Raw genomic sequence first — 19,592 nt, forward strand, 5'->3', positions numbered from 1 at the left:
TAGTATTTAAGGAAATCAGAAGGAGGCTGATATGATAATATCAAATCCTGTTTGTCTAACTTATTTTTTTGCAGGGGCTGCTGCTGCGGCCGGTGGTGTTCCCGTAGAAATTTTTGCTCCCTCACGTAAATTCTGAACACCTTCCACAGCAATTTTTTCTCCTGGTTTCAAGCCTTCTTTTACAATAATGTTAGTGCCGATCGGCTCTCCTAAGGTAAGTTTACGCTGACTGACCTTACTTGAATCCGCTTCAACATATACAAAGAATTCACCCAATTGCTCTGTTACTGCCTTGTAAGGAATCATTACAGCGCCTTTTGAAGCAGTATTCAAAACCCTTACTGTTCCTGTCATCCCGGCACGAAGCATGTTATCTTTATTCGGGAAAGTCAAACGTGTTTTGATAGATCCGGTCTGAGGATCAACCGCGCGGTCAATCAAAAGAATTTTACCAGGATAAGGATAAATATCAGTTCCAAAAGCAATTGTAAACGTTGAGTCATTCGATTTTGCGTTTTTCAAAAGATTGGTGAAACGGTAGATTTCCTTTTGGTCAACGTTAAAATCGACGGCAAGCTGTCCGTCTGATGAAACCGTATTCAGAACAGTTTGTCCGGCAGTGACAGCCGCACCCACTTTTACAAGCGATATTCCAATCACACCATCAAAAGGCGCTGTAACCTTGGTATATCTGACACTGGTATTTGCCGCTGCAATATTTGCTCTGGCTGCATCTTCCTGTTTCTTAGCTACTTCAAGTGCTGCATCAGCATTGTCAACAAGCTGTTTTGCAACCGCATCGTTTTTGTCAAGCTCATGATAACGGTCAGCATCTTTCTGTGCTTTAACCGTGTTTGCTTTTTGTACGTTTAAATTGGCAACAGCCTGGTCGTAGTTTGCAGAATAAAGCTGCGCATCCACTGTATAAAGCAATTGTCCTTTTCTAACACGTGCACCGTCCTGAAAATGAATGCCAGTAATAAAACCAGTAACCTGAGGGCGAAGCTCCACAACATTAAGCGCATTTACGGTTGCAGGATACTGATCATGATAAACAGCATCGGTAGATTTCACTTCTTCCAAAGTTACGTTGACCGCCGGCGGACCTTGCTGAGCAGGCTGATCGTTCTTTTTTGCGCAGGATACCATTACCAAAACTGATAATGCCGCTGTATAATATTTTGTTGAATTTAAAAACATGGTATCAAAGGGATTTCAATAATTAATAGTTTAACTGGCCCAGGGCTTTTTGTACGTCGATCTTGTTGGCTAACACCTGATAGAGTGCGTTGTAATAATTAATTCTGGCCAGACGCAGATCGGTTTCAGAAGTAATTACTTCCAGATAGGTTTTGATACCTGATTTATACTGAAGCTGAATCACATCGTATACTTCCTTTGCCAGGTCAACATTGTCTTTCTGGGCTAGAAGCGTAGCAAGGCTTCCTTTATAATAACCAAGCGCACTGGCATATTCCGAATTCACATTGTTTTTCAGATTCGTTATGTCAAGATTGGTCCTTTTCAGCTGCCACTCTGCGGAGTTGATATTATACTTTCTTTTCCCGCCCTGAAACAGAGGTAAACTTAGAGTTACCGCAGCAAAAGATTGAGGATAATTATTAATGTAAAGATCTCCAAACTTGTTGTTCTGATAGTTTAAGTTATAAGCTCCGTTTGCCGCTACTGTTGGGAGGAAACTCATTTTATTATAACTGACATTAGCCTCCTGAAGTCTTTTCTGTGTTGTTAAAAGCTGATATTCAATTCTGGAATTCAAATCCGGACCCTGAATGGTATCAATCAGCATTTCTCTTTCCATCTGAAGCGTGTCGTAGGTAATCTTCAAATCCTTCTCAGCCGGATAACCCATCAGTGCTTTCAGATATTCAAGTTTCCCTTTCAGAATATCTTCGTTGCTTTTCTTGGATGCCTTGGTGTTGTTAAGAGAAATCATCGCTCTTTTGTAATCAATCTTGTCAGTCACACCTGATTTGTATTGATTCTGAGCATCCTGCAAGCTTCTTTCCAGGCGAACTATATCTTCCTGGGAAACATAGATTTGCTGCGAAGTTGCCAATACGTCATAAAATGCTTTGGAAACATTTACTGCCAGATCAACTTTGTTTGCCGTTGTAGTCTGGCTGGCCTGAAGCTGCACATCTCCGCGGGTTCTTTTTGCCAAGAGCACATCACGGTTAAAAATTGCCTGTGAAAGTGTAAACTGGGCAGCAGAAGTATTATTCACACCAAGTTTTACAGGGTTTCCGCCAATGATACTCGTCTGAATTAAAAAGTTGTGCTGCAAGCTGTAATTGAAATTGATCTGCGGATACCAGTCAGCCAGTTTAGTTTTAACTGTGTTTTCTGTAATGCGCTCGTCAATAACAGATTGGCGGATCAACGGCTGGTTTTTCATAGCATACTGAAGAATTTCTTCCAGCGTTCCGTTTGAAATCGAACCTTGCTCAGTGCCTTCAGTTGCAGTCACTACCTTAAACTGGGCGGCTGCAAACAGGGGCGATAAAAGCACAAGGGTAATACTTAGTGCTAAAAGCCTGATTGTTTTAGCGTTATAATAACAATTCATGAAAAGGAGAACGTTAATTGGATAATGATAAAAATGGTGTTAATACGTCCAGGGGTCAGTCTATTCTAGCTCTAACCGTCAATTATGTGGTTTAATTCCTGAACAAGCGTGAAGTGAAAAAATTTTTTGAGGTGAACACTGAGTTTTTGCCTGAGATGATTTTCCAGATCCTGCTGCGTGGCATTCTGAAGACCGTTAACTTTCCTGTAAAATCGCTGCGTGCTAATCGCCTGATTAATAGTGCCAAAAAGGGTTGTTGACAACATCAATACATCCACATCGCTTTTAAATTCTCCGGAAAGCTGTCCTTCCTCAATGATTTTTGTCATGGCAGCAAGGTTGTTGCTCTTCATTTCATCCAGCAGATCAGAGATTATCGGCGTGCGGGAATCACCTGCCAGTTGCTCGCGCAGCACAACATTATGGAAGCACTGCTTTTCTATTAAACGGTTAATGACCCAGTCGATCATCAGATTGACTTTCTGAACCGGCGACAGGTCAAGATCTTTTAACAGATAATCAAGTTTGGATATAAACTCGTGCGAACGGAGAGAGAAAAGGGCTTCAATGAGTTTCTCTTTTGAGCCGAAATAATACGATATCATCGACACATTCACCTCTGCCTCCTGGGAAATATCTCGGATAGAAGTTCCTGAGAAACCTTTCTCAGAAAATAGCTTTTCAGCTATTTCGATAATCTTTAATTGTTTTGGATTGTATTTCATCTTGGCTTTACCGGCATTTGATAGTAAGCAATTGCCAGATAACAGGCCAAAGGTAGAAGAATAGAATATTAAATCAAACGTTTGTTTGAAAAAATCAAACAGTTATTTGATAAATAGAAATTAATATTTGTAAAAGACAAATAGTACAAAAAACAAATACGCCAAATATAATTTATATAGCAGCCTGTGAAGAATTTTCAGATGATTGCTGCGGCCATATTTTTTCAATAATAAAAGCAAAACCGATAACAAGAACGCATCCAATCAGGTTTAGCCACAGAAATGCGGTTAGATCCTTCCAATAACTGAGCACGACAAAGATCTCGCCGAGAATTGAAGCGTAAAAAACAGCGCGGCCACCAATATTTTTGAAGTAAAAGGCAACCAGGAAAATTCCTAAAATCACACCATAGAATAATGACCCCAAAACGTTAACTGCTTCAATCATACTTCCCAAACGACTGGCATATTGCGCAACGACAATACAGAAAATGCCCCAGAAAAAAGTTGCCCAGCGGGAAGCTTTCACGTAATCTACATCTTCATTATCCTTATGGTACATGCGTTTGTAAATATCCATCACAGTACAGGAAGCGAGTGAATTATACGCCGCAGCAACCGAGCCCATGGACGCAAGCAGGATCACGGCGATCAATAGTCCAAGCATACCGACCGGCAAATAATCGATCACAAAACGCAGAAATATATAATTTACATCATTCACCTCTCCGCCATTCGCTTTTGAAAGTAGTTTTTGTGCCTTACCACGAACTTCCTTTACCATATTTTCGTCAGCAGCCAAAACAGTCCGCGCTTGGTTCACCGCCGACTCATCTTCTTTATTAAGCGCACTCGTAAGTGCCAGCACGTGCGGACGTTTTTCTTTTTGTATTAAAGCATGCTGGTCTTCTAGTATTTTAAAATCCTGCGCGAATTCAGTTTTTCTGATCTTATCAACTTCAACCTGATTAAAAAACAGCGGCGGATTTGTGAATTGATAAAATGCAAAAACCAGTACACCAACCAGCAGTATCAAAAACTGCATCGGTATTTTCAGCAGACCATTCATCGCAAGTCCAAGTTTGCTTTGTCCCTGCGAGCTTCCGGTAAGGTATCTTCCGACCTGCGATTGATCCGTTCCAAAATAGGATAATTGTAAAAAGAAACCGCCGATAAGGCCAGACCAGACATTATATCGATTGTTTAAATCGAAGCTGAAATCAATCAGATTGGTTTTGCCCATTTTTCCTGCAACATGTAAGGCATCAGTAAAGGAAACATTGTCCGGAAGTAGCTTTACAACCATAAAACCGGCAATGACCATTCCCACAGTGACAATACCCATTTGTTGTAAATGTGTATGCGAAACGGCCTGTGCACCACCGGAAACGGTGTAAAGCATTACAATTCCACCGGAAATAATATTAGTAAGTGTAATGTCCCAACCTAAAATTGATGATAAAATCAGCGAAGGCGCATAGATGGAAAGGCCTGTTGAGAGCCCTCTTTGCAATAAAAAAAGAAACGAAGTCAGTGTGCGGGTCCGCAGATCAAATCTGCCTTCCAGAAATTCATAGGCGGTAAATATTTTGAGTTTCCCAAATTTGGGTACAAACGTGATACAGAGCACAACCATTGCCAGCGGCAGTCCAAAATAAAATTGCACAAAACGCATTCCGTCCGTATAGGCCTGCCCGGGTGCTGAAAGAAAGGTGATCGCACTGGCCTGTGTCGCCATCAGCGACAAAGTAACATGATACCAGGGCAGCGATTTGTTGGCAAGTAGATAGGAATCGATACTATTATTTTCACGGCTTTTGTAAATACCGTAGGCAACAATAAACGTAAGTGTCAAAGAAAGTACAATCCAGTCAAGATAGCTCATTCGAAGTGGGTCATAAACAGGTAAAAAAGAGCAATAAGCACGACCAATGTGGCAATCAGAAGTTTGTAGAGCTGAGGCCAGGAACTGACAAATGGCGGCAAACCATCGCGGTCCGGGTCGGTGCTTTCTTTTTTATCCATTATAAAGGTTCAGGGTTTTGTTTGACAGCAGTTTTTACTGTTTTGCAAAAATAGAACGGTTTTTGGTTTGTTTTAGCATAAAAATCCGGACGATCTGGTCCATTATCATTTGTTAACAACTTAAAGGTGTAAAGCTTCAATCCTGGGAATAGGCCGCAAAGGCTCTGCGTCCAGGCAATTTTATGATTGTAGAAAAGATGGGTCAATAAAATCTTAAACGTTGTCTTTCATGGTCAGCTGTACTCTTTATGCCTCATTTATTACAAAAACATAGCTTATCTCGCTTTAAAAAGCATGTTTATAGTTTAAAAATTTGACTAGGAATGATCAATTTCTTGAAATGATTACAGTTTTAATCGGGTTTTTTCAATTCTTTTCATAGGTACAGTTGTTTGATATGACTTTTAAAAATCAAATAAAAACAATATGAAAAAGTTATTTATCATCAACATAGCGATCATTTGTTTCTCCATAAGTGCATACGCTCAGGAAGTAAATAAGGATTCGCTGCAATCGTTAAAGGACGAAAAGAAGAACATTGAGATCAGCAAAATTATCAATGACCGCAAGACTGAATTAGCGAAAAACCAGAATGATCTGACTGAAAAATCGAAAGATGTAGAGAAGACGGCTGCGGAAGCTCAAAAGGCAGCAGATGAAAATAAGGCACTGGCAGCCAGGTTGGGAAAAGATCCTCAAAACAAGAAGTTGGCAAGCGAAGCCAGCAAGGCAGCGCGTAAAGCAGAAAGAAGCGCGAAAAAAGCAAGAAACGCAGCGGACGATCAGGAAAAATTAACCAAAGATATTGCATCGTTACAAAGTAAAATTGCAGAAGATGAAGCAAAACTTGGCGTACAGTCCACGGTGGTATCATCAAGTTCGCAGCCGGTAAATAATGCAGATCAGCGTGGCAATGCGCAGCCAATGGCTAATGGTGCCATGCAAGCATCCCCTGCAACTTCTTCTTCGCAGCAAGGAAATTATGGAACGACAGCTCCCCAGGTTATTACACAAAATATTAATGTAGACTCGTTGCGGTCCGTTCAGGGTGCGCAGGGAATTGCTCAGAAAGTAGTTGAGTCTACTTATAAAAATTATCCGCAGCAAGCAGGGCAGCCATCAATTATTATTAATAACATCATCATTCCGTCTGATTATGAGCGTCCGAAAGGTGCTGCTAATAATGGCCGGCCTGAAATGACTCAAATGAGTGCTCAGGAACGTGAAGATTATGAAGATTACCGGGCATGGAAGAGACAAAGAAATGCTCAAAATTTTGATAAGGCAGACAAACGCCGTTTTTCGGATAACCGTAAGGAAAACCAGGAAATGGAAACTGAGGAAATGCCTTCAAAAAATGACAGACTAACTTTCAAGGAACGTTTCGGTGAAAGAGCACCAAGAAATTCTGGTTTGTGGGTGATTCCTGTTGTGGGTGCGCATGCGTCAAGTTTCAAAGCTGATTTTAGTGATGGAAAGGCGGATGGCCGTATTGGCTGGAATGCCGGTCTTGATTTCCGGATTCATGAAAAGAGATTTTTCATTCAGCCAGGTGTGCATTATTTCAGCTCTTCTATGCAGATCAGTACGGAAGACAGTTTGTCAAATGCTCCATTACTTTCCGGCCCGAGACTTCATTCTCTGAAAGTACCGTTATTACTTGGAATTTATCTTACCAAAGCAAACAAAGGATTTTTCAAGATGAATATTAAAGGCGGTGCAACGGGTACCTATGTTCTGGCTGTTGATAAAAGCAACCAGAGACAATTTGACAGAGATAATATCGAGGATTTTTCTTACGGCTTGAATGCAGGTTTAGGTCTGGAATTTGGTCTGATCTCTTTGGATATTTCACATGAGTGGGGTATGACAACTTTGTTCAAAGACAGTAACAATAAAAACAACGTGCTGAGAGCTACCATCGGTTTGAAGCTATAATTTTAATTGATATAAAAAATGCCCGTGAAGAAGATCTAATCTTTTTCAAGGGCATTTTTTTTATAAATCGATTATTAGTTTACATAATGAAAGCTTTCCCCCGGTTCTTGTAACTGTGCGCACCGCAGCTGATAAAAATAATGACAGAAGCAATGATAGCCGCATAAGCCACAGATTTATCAACTTCCCAGTTTGCCACAGCCACTGCAATTAGCGCCCAGATTCCAACGGAAGCAGATTCACGCAAATTGCGGGTCCAGGTTACAAAAAGATTGATCATCATCGCTGCTACGATCATGATTATGGTCCAGTTCGCAGCAGAAATTCCGAAACCGTCCCATTTGATTTTAGTAAGATAAGCAGCAATGTTAGCTATGATGGCGACGGTGATCCAGCCAAAATAAATGGCAAACGGCCACCATTCCAGTGCCACCCTTTTGAATGTAATCAAGTCAAATTCCATTCGCGTACGAACTACGATACTGCACAGTGAAAGCAGCAAGGCGGTCATGATAATGACGGAAGCACCGGTATAATCATATAACCAGGCCAGAATCCACAAACAGTTTGCTATACAGGAAATCACAAACATCCATCCGATTTTTTCAACTACATCCGGCGTTTCTTTTTGATTGAAAAGTCCCCGGCTTTGATAAATCGCGAAAGCGATCAGGCCGATATAGATCAGTCCCCAGATCGAAAATGCATAACCCGCCGGGGTAAATAGATTCTGATATTTCGCCGAAACACTCGCCATTGTACTTTGGTTGAAAACACCTGTATTTGACAGGTAATTCATGATAATGGTGATCATCAGCGCAATGATATTTGATAATTGCAGAGTCTTTTTCATAGTTGGATTTTTGAGAATTATGGATCGCCAGGCCTTGGTATTGTACTGTTTTGTAATTGTACGTATAAATAGCCAGCATGCCAAAAACGGACACTTCTTCGCTATTAAAATTATACCGCTCCCGATAATTTCAATTAAACAATATGGAATTCAGAGGTGAAATACGCCTCTTTATCTGGTATTTCTTTCTCTTGGTCAGAGTGGTTTTCTTTTGTTGGCGCTAATGATTCCCTTTGTAACATAGAAATACAAGACCTGACGCTGCTGTAAATTATAAACTTCTCTTATGATTAAATTTTTTACAAAAAGACACCGTAAGCTTGGTCCTAAATTTGTGAACAATGAATATTATCAGTTTTAAAAACAACCATAAAGGTAGCTCAAACAGCGATGAGCAAAATTTCGAAGCCATCATAGCAGGCTGCATAGCGCAAAATAATCAGGCGCAGCGACTTCTTTACAAGCAGTATTTCGGGTATGCAAAAAGTATATGTTTGCGTTACACATCCTGCGCCGAGGAAGTAGACGAAGTTTTGAATGAGGGTTTTTTGAAGGTTTTTACGCATTTGAAAGAATATGATTCCACCTACCCTTTCAGGGTCTGGATCAGGACGATCATGATCAATACTGCAATAAGTTATTACCGGAAAAATAAGAAACATAATGAAAAACGGGCGTCTTATGAAGATGCGCCTTATCTGGGATTTGAAGAAGATATCGTCAGCCAGATCACCGCAGAAGAAATCCTGCTGCTGATTCAGAAGATCAAACCAAAATACAAAAATGTCTTTCTTCTGTATGTCGTGGATGGCTATAACCACAGGGAAATAGCAGATCTGATGGAAATGAATGAAGCTACTGTCAGGTCACATTATGTTCGGGCCCGTGTACAATTACAACAATTGATCAAACAAAATTACCCGCACCTTTTTCCTGTTGACTGGTCGGCGAGAATAGCTCAGGACAGATATTCTGATGCGATTCAGGCAGCTGGCTGATCTTTTCAGCATTACCAGATTAAATGATTTCTTTACAATCGTTTGGAAACTTGATTTTCGAATCTGATTACTGCCGGAAGTTTATAAAAAACGTATGGCTCAATTTTTTAGTAAGATTTAATATCTACTCAAACTAAAAAATAAGGCCTCTTGAAGCTAAGATACATTTGTTTGTTTTTGTTTATATGTATACCCGTTGAAGAAATTTTCGCGCAGAAAAAGCCTGGATTTATAAAACGTTTTATACAAAAATCTGTTTCAGATACGACTTCCCCCGGCAAACCTAGCTTTCGGATCTATCCGACCTTGGCCTATGCACCGGAAACCAGCTTTGAATTCGGATTTTCTTCGCTTTTTTTATTTCAGGCCAAACAGGATTCTTTAAACCGGCTGAGCGAAATTCAGGCTTTTACTTTTGTAACACTCGAAGCGCAGTATGGCATCTGGCTCGATAATGCGATTTATGGAGACAAGGACAAATGGTTTATCCTGGGGAGAACACGGTTTCAGCGGTTTCCCCTTTTGTATTATGGCATCGGACCGGAAACAAACGGAAAAGAACCGGCATTAATTGATGCAAATTATATTTTGCTGAAACAGCGGGTTTTAAGAAAAATAATTCCAAATCTTTTTCTGGGCCCTGAGGTTGATTATCAGCAATTATACAATACAAAATTTAACCAGCCCGATGGTCACGATGTTTACGAGCCGCCTCTGGGAAGCCATGGAACGAGAAATCTTGGACTCGGAGCGGCACTTGTTTTTGACAACAGACATAATGTACTGAATGTCAGAAAAGGATTTTTTGGTGAAGTTTCATTTCTGAAATATAATCAGCGGCTTGCCAGCGATTATAATTTTTACGGAGTCAATCTGGATATAAGGTCTTCGCACAAAACAAATGACCGCAATGTATTGGCCTGGCAGCTGTATGGCAATTTTATGACGGGTGATATTCCTTTTAACCAGCTTGCGTTGATGGGTGGGGAAATGATCATGCGCGGTTTTTATACCGGGCGTTACCGTGACAAAAATATGCTCGCCTTTCAAACTGAACATCGCTGGCTTCCATTCAAATTCAGCAAGCGCATAGGAGGGACGGTTTTTGCCGCCGCGGCGGTGGTGGCTCCACAGGTAAATGAATTTAGCTGGAAACATATCAGGCCTTCCGGCGGTGTGGGATTAAGGTATTTATTGTTTCCCAAAAAAGACATTTTCCTGAGACTTGATGTTGGATTTACCAAAGAAGGCCCCGGGTTTTATCTTTTTACCGGAGAAGCATTTTGATGGTTAAAAACAGATTGGTTAATAAGTCAGTTTGCGGATCAGCTCATTTCTTAATTTGTCATTGATCTTCAATTCATTTTTAATGAAGTTATCGATGCCGCCATATTTTTTGTCGATAACCTCAAAGGTTGCATAGAGATATTGCTCGTCTACTTTCATAAAGTTTTCAATCACTTTTGTATTGATGTTACGCTTGACAAGTTTGGCCAGCTTTATCTTTCCCAGCATTTTTTCGATCTTCTCTTTGCGGTAATAATTGGAAAGAAGATATTCATCCATAATCGTTTTTCTATCCACTTTCAGTATCGACAGAATCAAGGCAGAAGTCATGCCGGTGCGGTCTTTTCCGGCTGAGCAATGATATAAAACCGGCTTGTCGGAGGCCAGGATTTTTTGAAGAAGATTACGCACCGTCGGAAGATTTTCCAATACACATCCTTTGTATAGTGCAAGGGTAAGTTCAATGGATTTTTCCTCAGAAATTTCACCGTTCAAAACTTTGCTTTTCAGCTGAGCGAGTAAATCGCCATTATCTTTAACGGTTGAAAAATGAACATAATGAACATTCTCAGGCAGCCGATCTTCTTTTCCCTTTATTTCATTTGCCGTTCTTAAATCGTAAACGGTCTGGATATGCAGATCATTGAATTTCCGGAATTCACTTTTCCGCAACCCGGCCAGATTATCAGAACGGAATATTTTACCCCATCTGACGGTTTTTCCTTCCATTGTTTTGATGCCGCCGAGATCCCTGAAATTGATTACATTTTTAAAATAAATGTACCGGTTCGAAACAATTATGGTATCCTCTCTGGAAATTAAATTGAGGTAAGGTCTTGTCTTATAATTTTTTAAAACGACAGGACCGTCATGCTGATCCCATTTATAAGTTTCAGATGTATCCCGGAGACTGATTTTGGAAACTTCGTTTTTATCAAAATGCAGCGTATAATCATTCCGGTAGTTTTCCAGATAATTTTCCTCTTTCAGAGATTTTTCAGTATATGAATTTGGAAGTTTTACACTGCATGAAGAAAACAGAAGTAAAAAATAAAATATTAAAAACAGATTCCTCATTCTGAAAAAATAGCAATTGATTATAAATGAAGTCTTTTTTTATGGAAATAATTCCATTGACTTTATTATGTCATCAGCAGGCTACTTGGAGCATTTTGTGTTCAGATCTTCAATCACAACATGGTAATTGCGGGGAACATATTTACACATATTTTGTATAATTGGATTATATGGATATAATATATTTTAAATTTTGAATTATGATTAGTAGTTAAAATATAATTCTGTTATTTATCGATAAAATAAAATTTTATATTGAAATTGATTATGAAGTAAGTTGAAATCTGTTTAAACTAAAAAACTTAAATATAAAATCAGTTTCAAATGATAAAAACCGCCGGGTTATTCAGGTCTTTTTCAAACAAAAAATACATTGAACGTTTTCTTGCATTTACTGTGCTTTGGGGAGCTATAATATTTTCAGCCAATCATGCAAAAGCAGGCATTGCTGCTGATTCCATCAAGGTCACATTGACGGAAGGTACCAACATGGCCACCGATTTATCTCCCGACAAAAAACTTATAGCAGTTGATATTCAGGGAACTATATGGACTATTCCGCTTACCGGCGGTGATGCAAAAGCATTGACTGACGGAATGGGCGATGACCGCCAGCCACGTTGGTCGCCGGATGGTAGCCGTATTGCCTTTCAGTCGTTTCGTGATGGGTATTATCATATCTGGGCCGTCAATAAAGATGGTTCGGGATTAACCCAATTGACTTTTGGCGTTTTCGACGAACGCGAACCGGAATGGTCGCCGGATGGTAGGTTTCTTGTTTTTTCATCAGACCGGGGCGGTAATTATGATATCTGGAAAATGGATCTTTCCATAAGAGCCATGACGCAGTTGACGACCGATCCTGCCAATGATTATTTCCCGGCTTATGCCAGTGATGGAAGTAAAATCGCTTTTGTTTCTGAACGTAAATCTGCACCCGGAATTTATGTTTTAAATACAGATGGTTCTGAGAAAGTGGTCGTTAAAAATACAGCTAAACTAGCCGGGCCATCCTTCAACCAGGCAGGAACGCATATTCTTTTCAACACATTTACCGGTGATTATAGTAATTTGGAAAGTGTTGAAATTTCAACCGGTCAGGCGACAGCTTTAACACTTCACGGCGAAGATGTATTTCCTTTCCGCACAAGCTGGATATCTCCCCAGGAATATTTATACAGTGCCGACGGAAAAATCAAACGGGCAAAAACAGGTGAAAACACAGGCCGGAGTATTGCTTTCAAAGCCATTGCTATCGTAACAAAACCGTCTTACACCAGAAAAACATACGATTTTAATAGTGGTAAACCGAAAAGGGTAAAAGGAATAAAAGGACTGAATGTGTCGCCTGACGGGAAAAGTTTTGTGTTTTCTGCCTTGGGTGATCTGTGGATTTTGCAAAAAGGAACAATGATTCCAAAACAATTAACGAAAGATGCTTTTCTGGATGCGGATCCAACTTTTTCACCGGATGGAAATACGATAGCGTTCCTTACCGACCGTTCGGGAGCGATGAATCTTTGGCTTCATGATGTAAAAACAGGAAAACAAACACAACTTGCAAAAACAGAATACGATATTAATTATCCGGTTTTCTCACCGGATGGCACAAAAATCGCCTTTTACCAGGCCGATTCTAAAAACGCCTGGGGACGGGGAACACTGCAGACAATTGAAGTAAAATCGGGAAAAATTGAAAAGATACATGAATCACTTTTTGTACCCAGTCAGCCAAGCTGGTCGGCAGATGCAAAAACGATCGCACTTTCGGGATTAGAAGTTTATTCGACACGTTACCGTGAAGGAATTAATAAGATTTTATTGGTATCACTTGATAAAAAATCAGACCGTTTCGTGTCTCCGGTAGCTGAACGGTCACTCGGTATGCGTGCTAAAAACGGACCGGCCTGGTCGCCGGATGGAAAAATGATGGCCTATGTTCAGGATGGTTTGTTGTGGGTAATCGCTGTCGATCCTTCCGGGACAATCGTGGGTCCGCCACGAGGTTTAACGCATGAATTATCGGAGGTGCCAAGCTGGACAGGCGATTCAAAAATGCTGGTTTATATGGCCACAGATACCATCAAACAAATCCGCGTTTCTGATGGAAAGGTCGAGTCAATTCCTATGAATTTCAAATGGGATTATAAACAGCCGAAAGAAACGATCGTGATCCACGCCGGAAAAGTTTTTGATGGCAGAAATAAGGAATATGTCAAAAATGTTGACATCATTATTGAAGGAAACCGTATTAGCGAAATCCTTCCGCACAAAGCTGGCCGAGCCGGAAAACTGGTTAACGCATCAGACAAGACCGTCATTCCCGGACTTTTTGAAATGCACACACATCAGCACGCCATGGCTGGCGCAAAATTGGGACGTTTATGGCTTTCCTATGGTATCACTTCTCTGCGGGAGACCGGTGCGGATCCGTATGACGCTTTGGAAAGAAAAGAATCCTGGGATAGCGGGACGCTGACAGGTCCGCGCGAATTTTTTACGGGTGGTTTAACTGACGGGAGCCGCATTTATTACGGTCTTGCTAACAGCGTACATTCCACAGCCCAGCTTGATCTCGAATTGGAACGTGCTTCCCGATTGGGTTATGATATGATCAAAACCTACGTCCGGATGCCAGATATTTTGCAGCAGCGCATTACCAGTTATGCGCATAAAATTGGCATTCCGGTCTCGTCTCATGAGATATTCCCGGCGATGCGTTATGGCGTAGATGCGGTGGAGCATATCGGTGGAACCAGTCGTCGAGGGTATTCTCCAAAGATTTCCCAGATGAATTTCACCTATCAGGACGTAACTGAACTATTGGTAAAATCACAAATGAATATCACGCCTACGGCTTCATTGCAAGGCGGATTTTATGCCATGGCCGCAAAGTATCCCGATTATTATGAAAACAAGCAGTTCAAGGTTTTTTATTCAGAAGAATTCAGAAATGGATTGAAAGAGGGGGCTGCTCAAATTGAGAAAACATTTCCGGGATATCTGTCCAATTTTGGTATGATTCAAAAAACAGTCAAAAACCTGATTGCAAGCGGCGCCAGGGTCACGGCTGGTACGGACAGCCCATTTGTTCCGTACGCCATGAGCCTTCATTCTGAACTTCAATGCTGGGTTGACGGTGGTGTTTCGCCATTTGAGACACTTCGTTCGGCAACATTATGGTCGGCAGAAGCAGTAGGGGTGAGCAAAGATCTGGGAACGATTGAAAAGGGAAAACTGGCTGATCTGGTGATTGTAGACGGTGATCCGCTTGTGAAAATCGAAGATGCCTGGAATGTGAAACATGTGATGAAAAACGGTATTCTTTTTTCGCTGGAAGATCTTTTAAAACAGCCTTAATTTATTTGAAATAAAATGGTTTTAAAATTGATAAAAACAACATACGCTGCACTATTACTAACTATGTTATTAATTAGCAGTCAGTTAAATGCCAAGAAGATTCCGGAAGAAAATAGTGATGCAATTATTTCAAAAATGATGTTTCCGGCTTTGGAAGAACTGAAAGATTACGTTTCGATTCCAAACGATGCGCTCGTAGCTGAGGATATTGATAAAAATCTTGCCTGGTCTGAAAAAGCATTCGCCAAACGCGGATTTAAAACGGCTGTTCTTAAAACCGGGAAACTGCCTTTATTTTCAGCTGAAAAAACCTATCCTAAAAACACTAAAACAGTCCTGTTTTATTTCCATTTGGACGGACAGGCAGTTCGTCCGGCTGAGTGGTTTCAGAAAGATCCGTATTTGACAGTTTTGAAAGAAAAAAGTGCGGATGGGAATTTTAAAGAAATTGACTGGAATTTACTGAAAGGAGAAAAGATCAATGATGAATGGCGGATTTTTGCGCGTTCAACTTCTGATGATAAAGGCCCGATTGTGATGCTTTTACAGGCGCTTGATATTTTGTCTGCCCGAAATCAGCAGCCTCCGTTTAATGTGAAGATCGTTTTGGATTGTGAAGAAGAAAAGGGCTCTCCCGGATTGAAAGCGGCGTTGGCACAGTACAAAACCCAGCTGATGGCAGATTTTCTGATTGTGATGGACGGCCCGATGCACGCCACAAACAGACCGACACTTACTTTTGGCTGCCGGGGCGGTACCGGTTTTTCGCTTACAACCTATGGAGCGATTACCCAGCAGCACAGCGGGCATTTTGGAAATTATTCTCCCGATCCAACTTTTAGTCTTGCCAAAATCATTTCAACGATGAAGGATGATGACGGGAGAGTATTAATTGACGGGTTTTATGACGGTATTAAATTCGATGCCGAAGCGGTAAAACTTATGGCCGCTGTTCCTGATAATCTTTCTGAAATCAATGACCGTTTGCAGATTGCCGAAGCAGAAAAAGTTGGAAAAAATTACCAGGAATCCATGCAGTATCCTTCGCTGAATGTCAGGGGTTTAAAAGCTGCTGTAACGGGGAAAGGTGGCGGATCTATTATTCCGGAAGAGGCACTGGCAGAATTTGGTATTCGTCTGGTGCCGGAAACTGATGGAGCGCATATGACTTTGCTTGTTAAAAAACATATTGAAAAACAAGGTTATACCGTTGTCGATCATGTGCCTTCGAAGCAGGAACGGATGGCGCATAAAAAACTGGTTTTCATGAGTGGCGGAGGAGCCGGAAGTCCGGCTTTTCGTACCGAAGTAAACTCACCGATTGGTAATTGGTTGAGAAAATCAGTCACAGAAAATTTTAATGAACAACCAGTGATTATCCGTATTATGGGCGGTTCTGTTCCGGTGGTGCCATTTATTCAAACCCTTGGCGTTCCGGCTGTGATTGTTCCGATGGTCAATATGGATAACAATCAACATAGTCCAAATGAAAATCTACGGATCGGCAATTTGAGAATGGGTATCAAAACCTGTCTTGCAATTTTGACGACACCGATCTGATTTACCCGTGTTACCCGCCTAAGTATGCTTAAAAGCGGCTTATATTATGTCACATATTTAAACCTTTTGCACGGCAGGAAATGTAGGGACGAGATAAAAGTTTTGATTAACGTTTTTTAAGATACGATCAGAGAGGCATTTAAGTAGTTTTCATTTATTCCAACTATTTTTATACTAATCGTATCTTTTTAAAAAATGCTATTCAGTTGTCGCGCTATAATCAGGTGATAAGTCAAAATAAGATATCTTACAAAAGTAATCCACTCAGCATTTTGGGCAGATTTTACTTTTTACAGTTTTTGATTTTTTGTTTTTATTTGATCAATATCAGCAATGCACAAACCCTGCGTGTCTGTTATATACCTGACGCGCGCTCAACGTATCAGGATCATGGCTACACATTTGACGGGCAGTATATGGCTGGAAGTGGCGCACAGAAACTTTTAAACGAAGAGAATTTTGGTAGTAAAGGAATTGTAAAACATAAGGTTACGCTTGTTGCTCTTAGTGATATTCCTATTTCGCTGTCTACAATTTCAAAGGCGAATTGTGGTGCCGTTTTTGTAGGCATGTTTTACAATCCGCAAAGTCCGGAAGTGATCAGGGTATCTGAATTGAACGCAATCCGGGATTGGTCCTTGCAGAAAAAGGAAAATCTGGCTGTAATTTGTGAATCGCATGCCGCTGTCTGGGGTTATGAAAGAATGGATAGTGAATCCAAAATAAGCATGGCAACTGGGGAGGGCGAAAAGACAAAAATTTTTGACGGGCCTTTTGGGAAAGTACCCAGGTTTGTACAAGGCGGACATGCGATTGGCTGGTTAAAGGGCGGGGCGCCTGTCATTCTCTCAAAAAATGAACAAGGCAATACTTCCATGGCCTTTGACAAGGTAACGGGTGATATTATTTTAGGTGATGTTGATATTCTGACTTCGCTCGGTGGAATTTCTCCCGGCGAATCCATAAACAACAATAATGATATACTTTTTGCCAATATATGGGCTTATGCCCAGGAACTGACAAAGAAACCTATACCGCCCGGGAAAGTTAAAATAGCCTTTCGGGTTTTTGACAAAATTACCTCTGACAAAATTGTTGCTCCTGTAATCATTACAGACAAAGCCGTTTCCAGTATTGAAATTGATTCAGATAGTTCTGGTATCACCTCCGTATCGTTAAATAATAAGCAGGTTTATCGGTTTCAGATCAGAGCAGCAGGTTATCAGGATTATTTTACCTAGAAATATGTGAGTGATACAATGAGCGGAGTTTTTGACTTTGCGCTCACTCCGAAGGTGCAAAAGGTCGAAAAAATTGAAAAGCCAATAGTTATGGAAAACACAGAAAAAGTAGTGAATTTAGAAAGACCGGCAGTTTTAAATCATCTGTTTTTTGAGCAGTCAAAGTTCAATATTCTGCCATCATCTTTTGAAGAACTTGATTCTCTGGCTGCAAGTTTAAAGGCGGAACCGAATCTGAAAATTGAATTGCGCGGCTATACAGATAAAATTGGTCCGGCAGATAAAAATCTTATACTCTCAATTGACCGTGTTAAGGCGGTAAAACAATATCTGGTTAGCAAAGGAATCGATCCCATCAGAATCCGGACAAGAGGTTTCGGAGATACACAACGCGTTTATACAGGACAGGACACAGAACTGAGGATGAAGAATCGGAGGGTTGAAATTGTTTTTGTGCGTTGAATTGGAAATTTCGATAGGTTGTGTGCAGCTTAATTGAATTTTATATCGTCGGATTTGAATCCGGTATTATTATAATATTGTGGAATTAGAATCCGATAATATTATAATATTTTGGTACTCCAATCTATAAATTGCCTAGTTCAGCTAATTTTTTCTTCAACGCGTCATTATGAAGATTTCTGGCCACAATTTTTCCATCGGGTCCGATAATCAGATTGAAAGGAAAACCCTGAACATCATACGTTTCCATAAGTTTGTTTGTCTTGTCAGAAAGGATTTGTGGCCATGGTAAGGGGTGTTTTTTTAAATAATCAGATAGTTTTTCCGGTGAATCAAGGCAGGCTATGCTTATAAATTCGATGTTCTTCTTATTTACTGTTTTGTAAGTATTTTGAAGATCTGGTAATTCTTCAACACATGGCTTGCACCAGGTTCCCCAAAAATCAATAAATACATACTTACCCTTGTAATCCGATATTCTGAGGATTTTTCCAGTTTGAAATTCTTTACTTTCGAAAGGTTTAAACAAATATCCGACCTGTTTCGAGCTTTGCTTTTTGTCATTTTTTACAATTTCCAGTAGCAAAGTTCGATGATCGGGGTCAACACCAAGATTGCGGAAATTGGCCGTATTGGACGTTTCATTTAGGGAAAGCAGTTCACCTTTTCCGATACCGTCAAAAAAGCTGTATTTTTTAATGGAGTCCTCTTTATTGATTATTACAATTTCCGGGGCCTCGTAGTTTGGTGCATCGAATCCCCTTCTTACAGCTAGTTCGTAAACCCTGCCTTCATGTTTTAAAATGGTTTGAGCATATTGTGGAATGCTGTATACATAATTTCTATTTTCCGGCTGATCAGGCAGATATTTAACAACCAGGGGTAATTGTTTTTTTTGTGTTTTTCCTTCACGAAACGTTTCATAGGATACCTTCGTAATGTTGGAAATGTTACGCATTGCTGGACCAAACCTGGCAGATTCCGGGTAAAACGGATTCTCATCTTCAAAATCAAGATTATTGTTGGTGTCTATCATAACAGCTACTTTTCCTGATTCATCCAATCCTCTAACTACATAAACAAAACATTTGATTGGTGTTTTTGAAAGATATTTTTCATCAGGTTTCCATTCCCAGGATTCCTGAAAATTCTCGTACGTGTTTTGATTTAAATTTCCTGACTGGTAATTCTGGTAAATCAATTGCTTCACGTCAAAATTGACCATCGATTTGACAACGTTTTTCCAGTTTTTTGGTATTCCTTTTACAGGCAAATAAGTTTTTGTCCAGATGTCTCCATTTGGATCGCCTGCCCTGTATTCCGGTGAAAGAAGTAAATAGTCGACATCAAATGGTCCGAATCCATCAACAATTGTTAATGGCAGGCTGATAATTTCTCCGCTTTGATCATGTTTTTGATTACAGGAAACTAATAGCGCAAAAGCGCAAAGAAAAACTGTTTTACATTTCATAATAG

The 19,592-nt window shown here is 40.3% G+C and carries 15 protein-coding genes; 7 read left to right on the top strand and 8 right to left on the bottom strand.

Features of this window, described 5'->3' with window-relative positions:
• Positions 1-60: 60 nt before the first annotated feature.
• The 5 genes from LXL81_RS04195 to LXL81_RS04215 all read right to left on the bottom strand — a co-directional run bounded on the left by LXL81_RS04195 (position 61) and on the right by LXL81_RS04215 (position 5,340).
• Entirely contained in the window at positions 61-1,200 is a 1,140-nt protein-coding gene (locus LXL81_RS04195) for an efflux RND transporter periplasmic adaptor subunit (RefSeq protein ID WP_234645452.1), read from the bottom strand.
• A gap of 22 nt (positions 1,201-1,222) precedes the next feature.
• Positions 1,223-2,590 carry a TolC family protein gene (locus tag LXL81_RS04200; protein WP_234645453.1) on the bottom strand — a complete coding sequence of 456 codons (1,368 nt, stop codon included), beginning with the start codon at positions 2,588-2,590 and terminating at the stop codon, positions 1,223-1,225.
• A 71-nt stretch (positions 2,591-2,661) separates the two neighbouring features.
• Positions 2,662-3,315, bottom strand: coding sequence for a TetR/AcrR family transcriptional regulator (locus LXL81_RS04205; protein WP_234645454.1), 654 nt, complete (start codon positions 3,313-3,315; stop codon positions 2,662-2,664).
• Between the two features lie 172 nt (positions 3,316-3,487).
• Positions 3,488-5,200, bottom strand: a complete 1,713-nt coding sequence (locus LXL81_RS04210; RefSeq protein WP_234645455.1) for a sodium:solute symporter — start codon at positions 5,198-5,200, stop codon at positions 3,488-3,490.
• A complete protein-coding gene (locus LXL81_RS04215; RefSeq protein ID WP_170982851.1) occupies positions 5,197-5,340 on the bottom strand; it encodes a hypothetical protein in 144 nt (47 codons plus the stop codon). Before LXL81_RS04215 ends, LXL81_RS04210 begins: the two co-directional genes overlap by 4 nt.
• A 426-nt stretch (positions 5,341-5,766) precedes the next feature.
• On the opposite strand from LXL81_RS04215, the gene LXL81_RS04220 reads away from it, so the two are divergent.
• Complete coding sequence (locus LXL81_RS04220) at positions 5,767-7,278, top strand: porin family protein (RefSeq protein WP_234645456.1); 1,512 nt, start codon at positions 5,767-5,769, stop codon at positions 7,276-7,278.
• Positions 7,279-7,357: 79 nt separating this feature from the next.
• On the opposite strand, the gene LXL81_RS04225 is transcribed toward LXL81_RS04220, so the two are convergent.
• On the bottom strand, positions 7,358-8,131 hold the full coding sequence (locus LXL81_RS04225) for a tryptophan-rich sensory protein (RefSeq protein ID WP_234645457.1): 774 nt from the start codon (positions 8,129-8,131) through the stop codon (positions 7,358-7,360).
• Between the two features lie 341 nt (positions 8,132-8,472).
• Between LXL81_RS04225 and LXL81_RS04230 the strand changes: the two genes are divergently transcribed.
• Positions 8,473-9,129, top strand: a complete 657-nt coding sequence (locus LXL81_RS04230) for an RNA polymerase sigma factor (RefSeq protein ID WP_234645458.1) — start codon at positions 8,473-8,475, stop codon at positions 9,127-9,129.
• 150 nt (positions 9,130-9,279) lie between these two features.
• Positions 9,280-10,416 (top strand): BamA/TamA family outer membrane protein, encoded by a 1,137-nt coding sequence (locus LXL81_RS04235; protein WP_234645459.1) that lies wholly within the window; start codon positions 9,280-9,282, stop codon positions 10,414-10,416.
• An 18-nt stretch (positions 10,417-10,434) separates the two neighbouring features.
• On the opposite strand, the gene LXL81_RS04240 is transcribed toward LXL81_RS04235, so the two are convergent.
• Positions 10,435-11,493: a tyrosine-protein phosphatase gene (locus LXL81_RS04240; RefSeq protein WP_234645460.1), complete on the bottom strand. Its 1,059-nt coding sequence runs from the start codon at positions 11,491-11,493 to the stop codon at positions 10,435-10,437.
• 324 nt (positions 11,494-11,817) lie between these two features.
• Between LXL81_RS04240 and LXL81_RS04245 the strand changes: the two genes are divergently transcribed.
• The 4 genes from LXL81_RS04245 (at position 11,818) to LXL81_RS04260 (ending at position 18,116) form a co-directional block, all read left to right on the top strand.
• On the top strand, positions 11,818-14,853 hold the full coding sequence (locus LXL81_RS04245) for an amidohydrolase family protein (RefSeq protein WP_234645461.1): 3,036 nt from the start codon (positions 11,818-11,820) through the stop codon (positions 14,851-14,853).
• 63 nt (positions 14,854-14,916) lie between these two features.
• A complete protein-coding gene (locus LXL81_RS04250; RefSeq protein WP_234645462.1) occupies positions 14,917-16,413 on the top strand; it encodes a M20/M25/M40 family metallo-hydrolase in 1,497 nt (498 codons plus the stop codon).
• Between the two features lie 317 nt (positions 16,414-16,730).
• Positions 16,731-17,654: a hypothetical protein gene (locus LXL81_RS04255; protein WP_234645463.1), complete on the top strand. Its 924-nt coding sequence runs from the start codon at positions 16,731-16,733 to the stop codon at positions 17,652-17,654.
• Positions 17,655-17,744: 90 nt separating this feature from the next.
• On the top strand, positions 17,745-18,116 hold the full coding sequence (locus tag LXL81_RS04260) for an OmpA family protein (protein WP_234645464.1): 372 nt from the start codon (positions 17,745-17,747) through the stop codon (positions 18,114-18,116).
• Between the two features lie 124 nt (positions 18,117-18,240).
• On the opposite strand, the gene LXL81_RS04265 is transcribed toward LXL81_RS04260, so the two are convergent.
• The gene (locus tag LXL81_RS04265) at positions 18,241-19,587 is read right to left on the bottom strand and encodes a peroxiredoxin (protein WP_234645465.1); all 1,347 of its coding nucleotides are present in this window, start codon (positions 19,585-19,587) and stop codon (positions 18,241-18,243) included.
• Positions 19,588-19,592 lie beyond the last annotated feature (5 nt).

It is taken from the genome of Dyadobacter sp. CY356, assembly GCF_021440195.1.
Taxonomy (GTDB): domain Bacteria; phylum Bacteroidota; class Bacteroidia; order Cytophagales; family Spirosomataceae; genus Dyadobacter.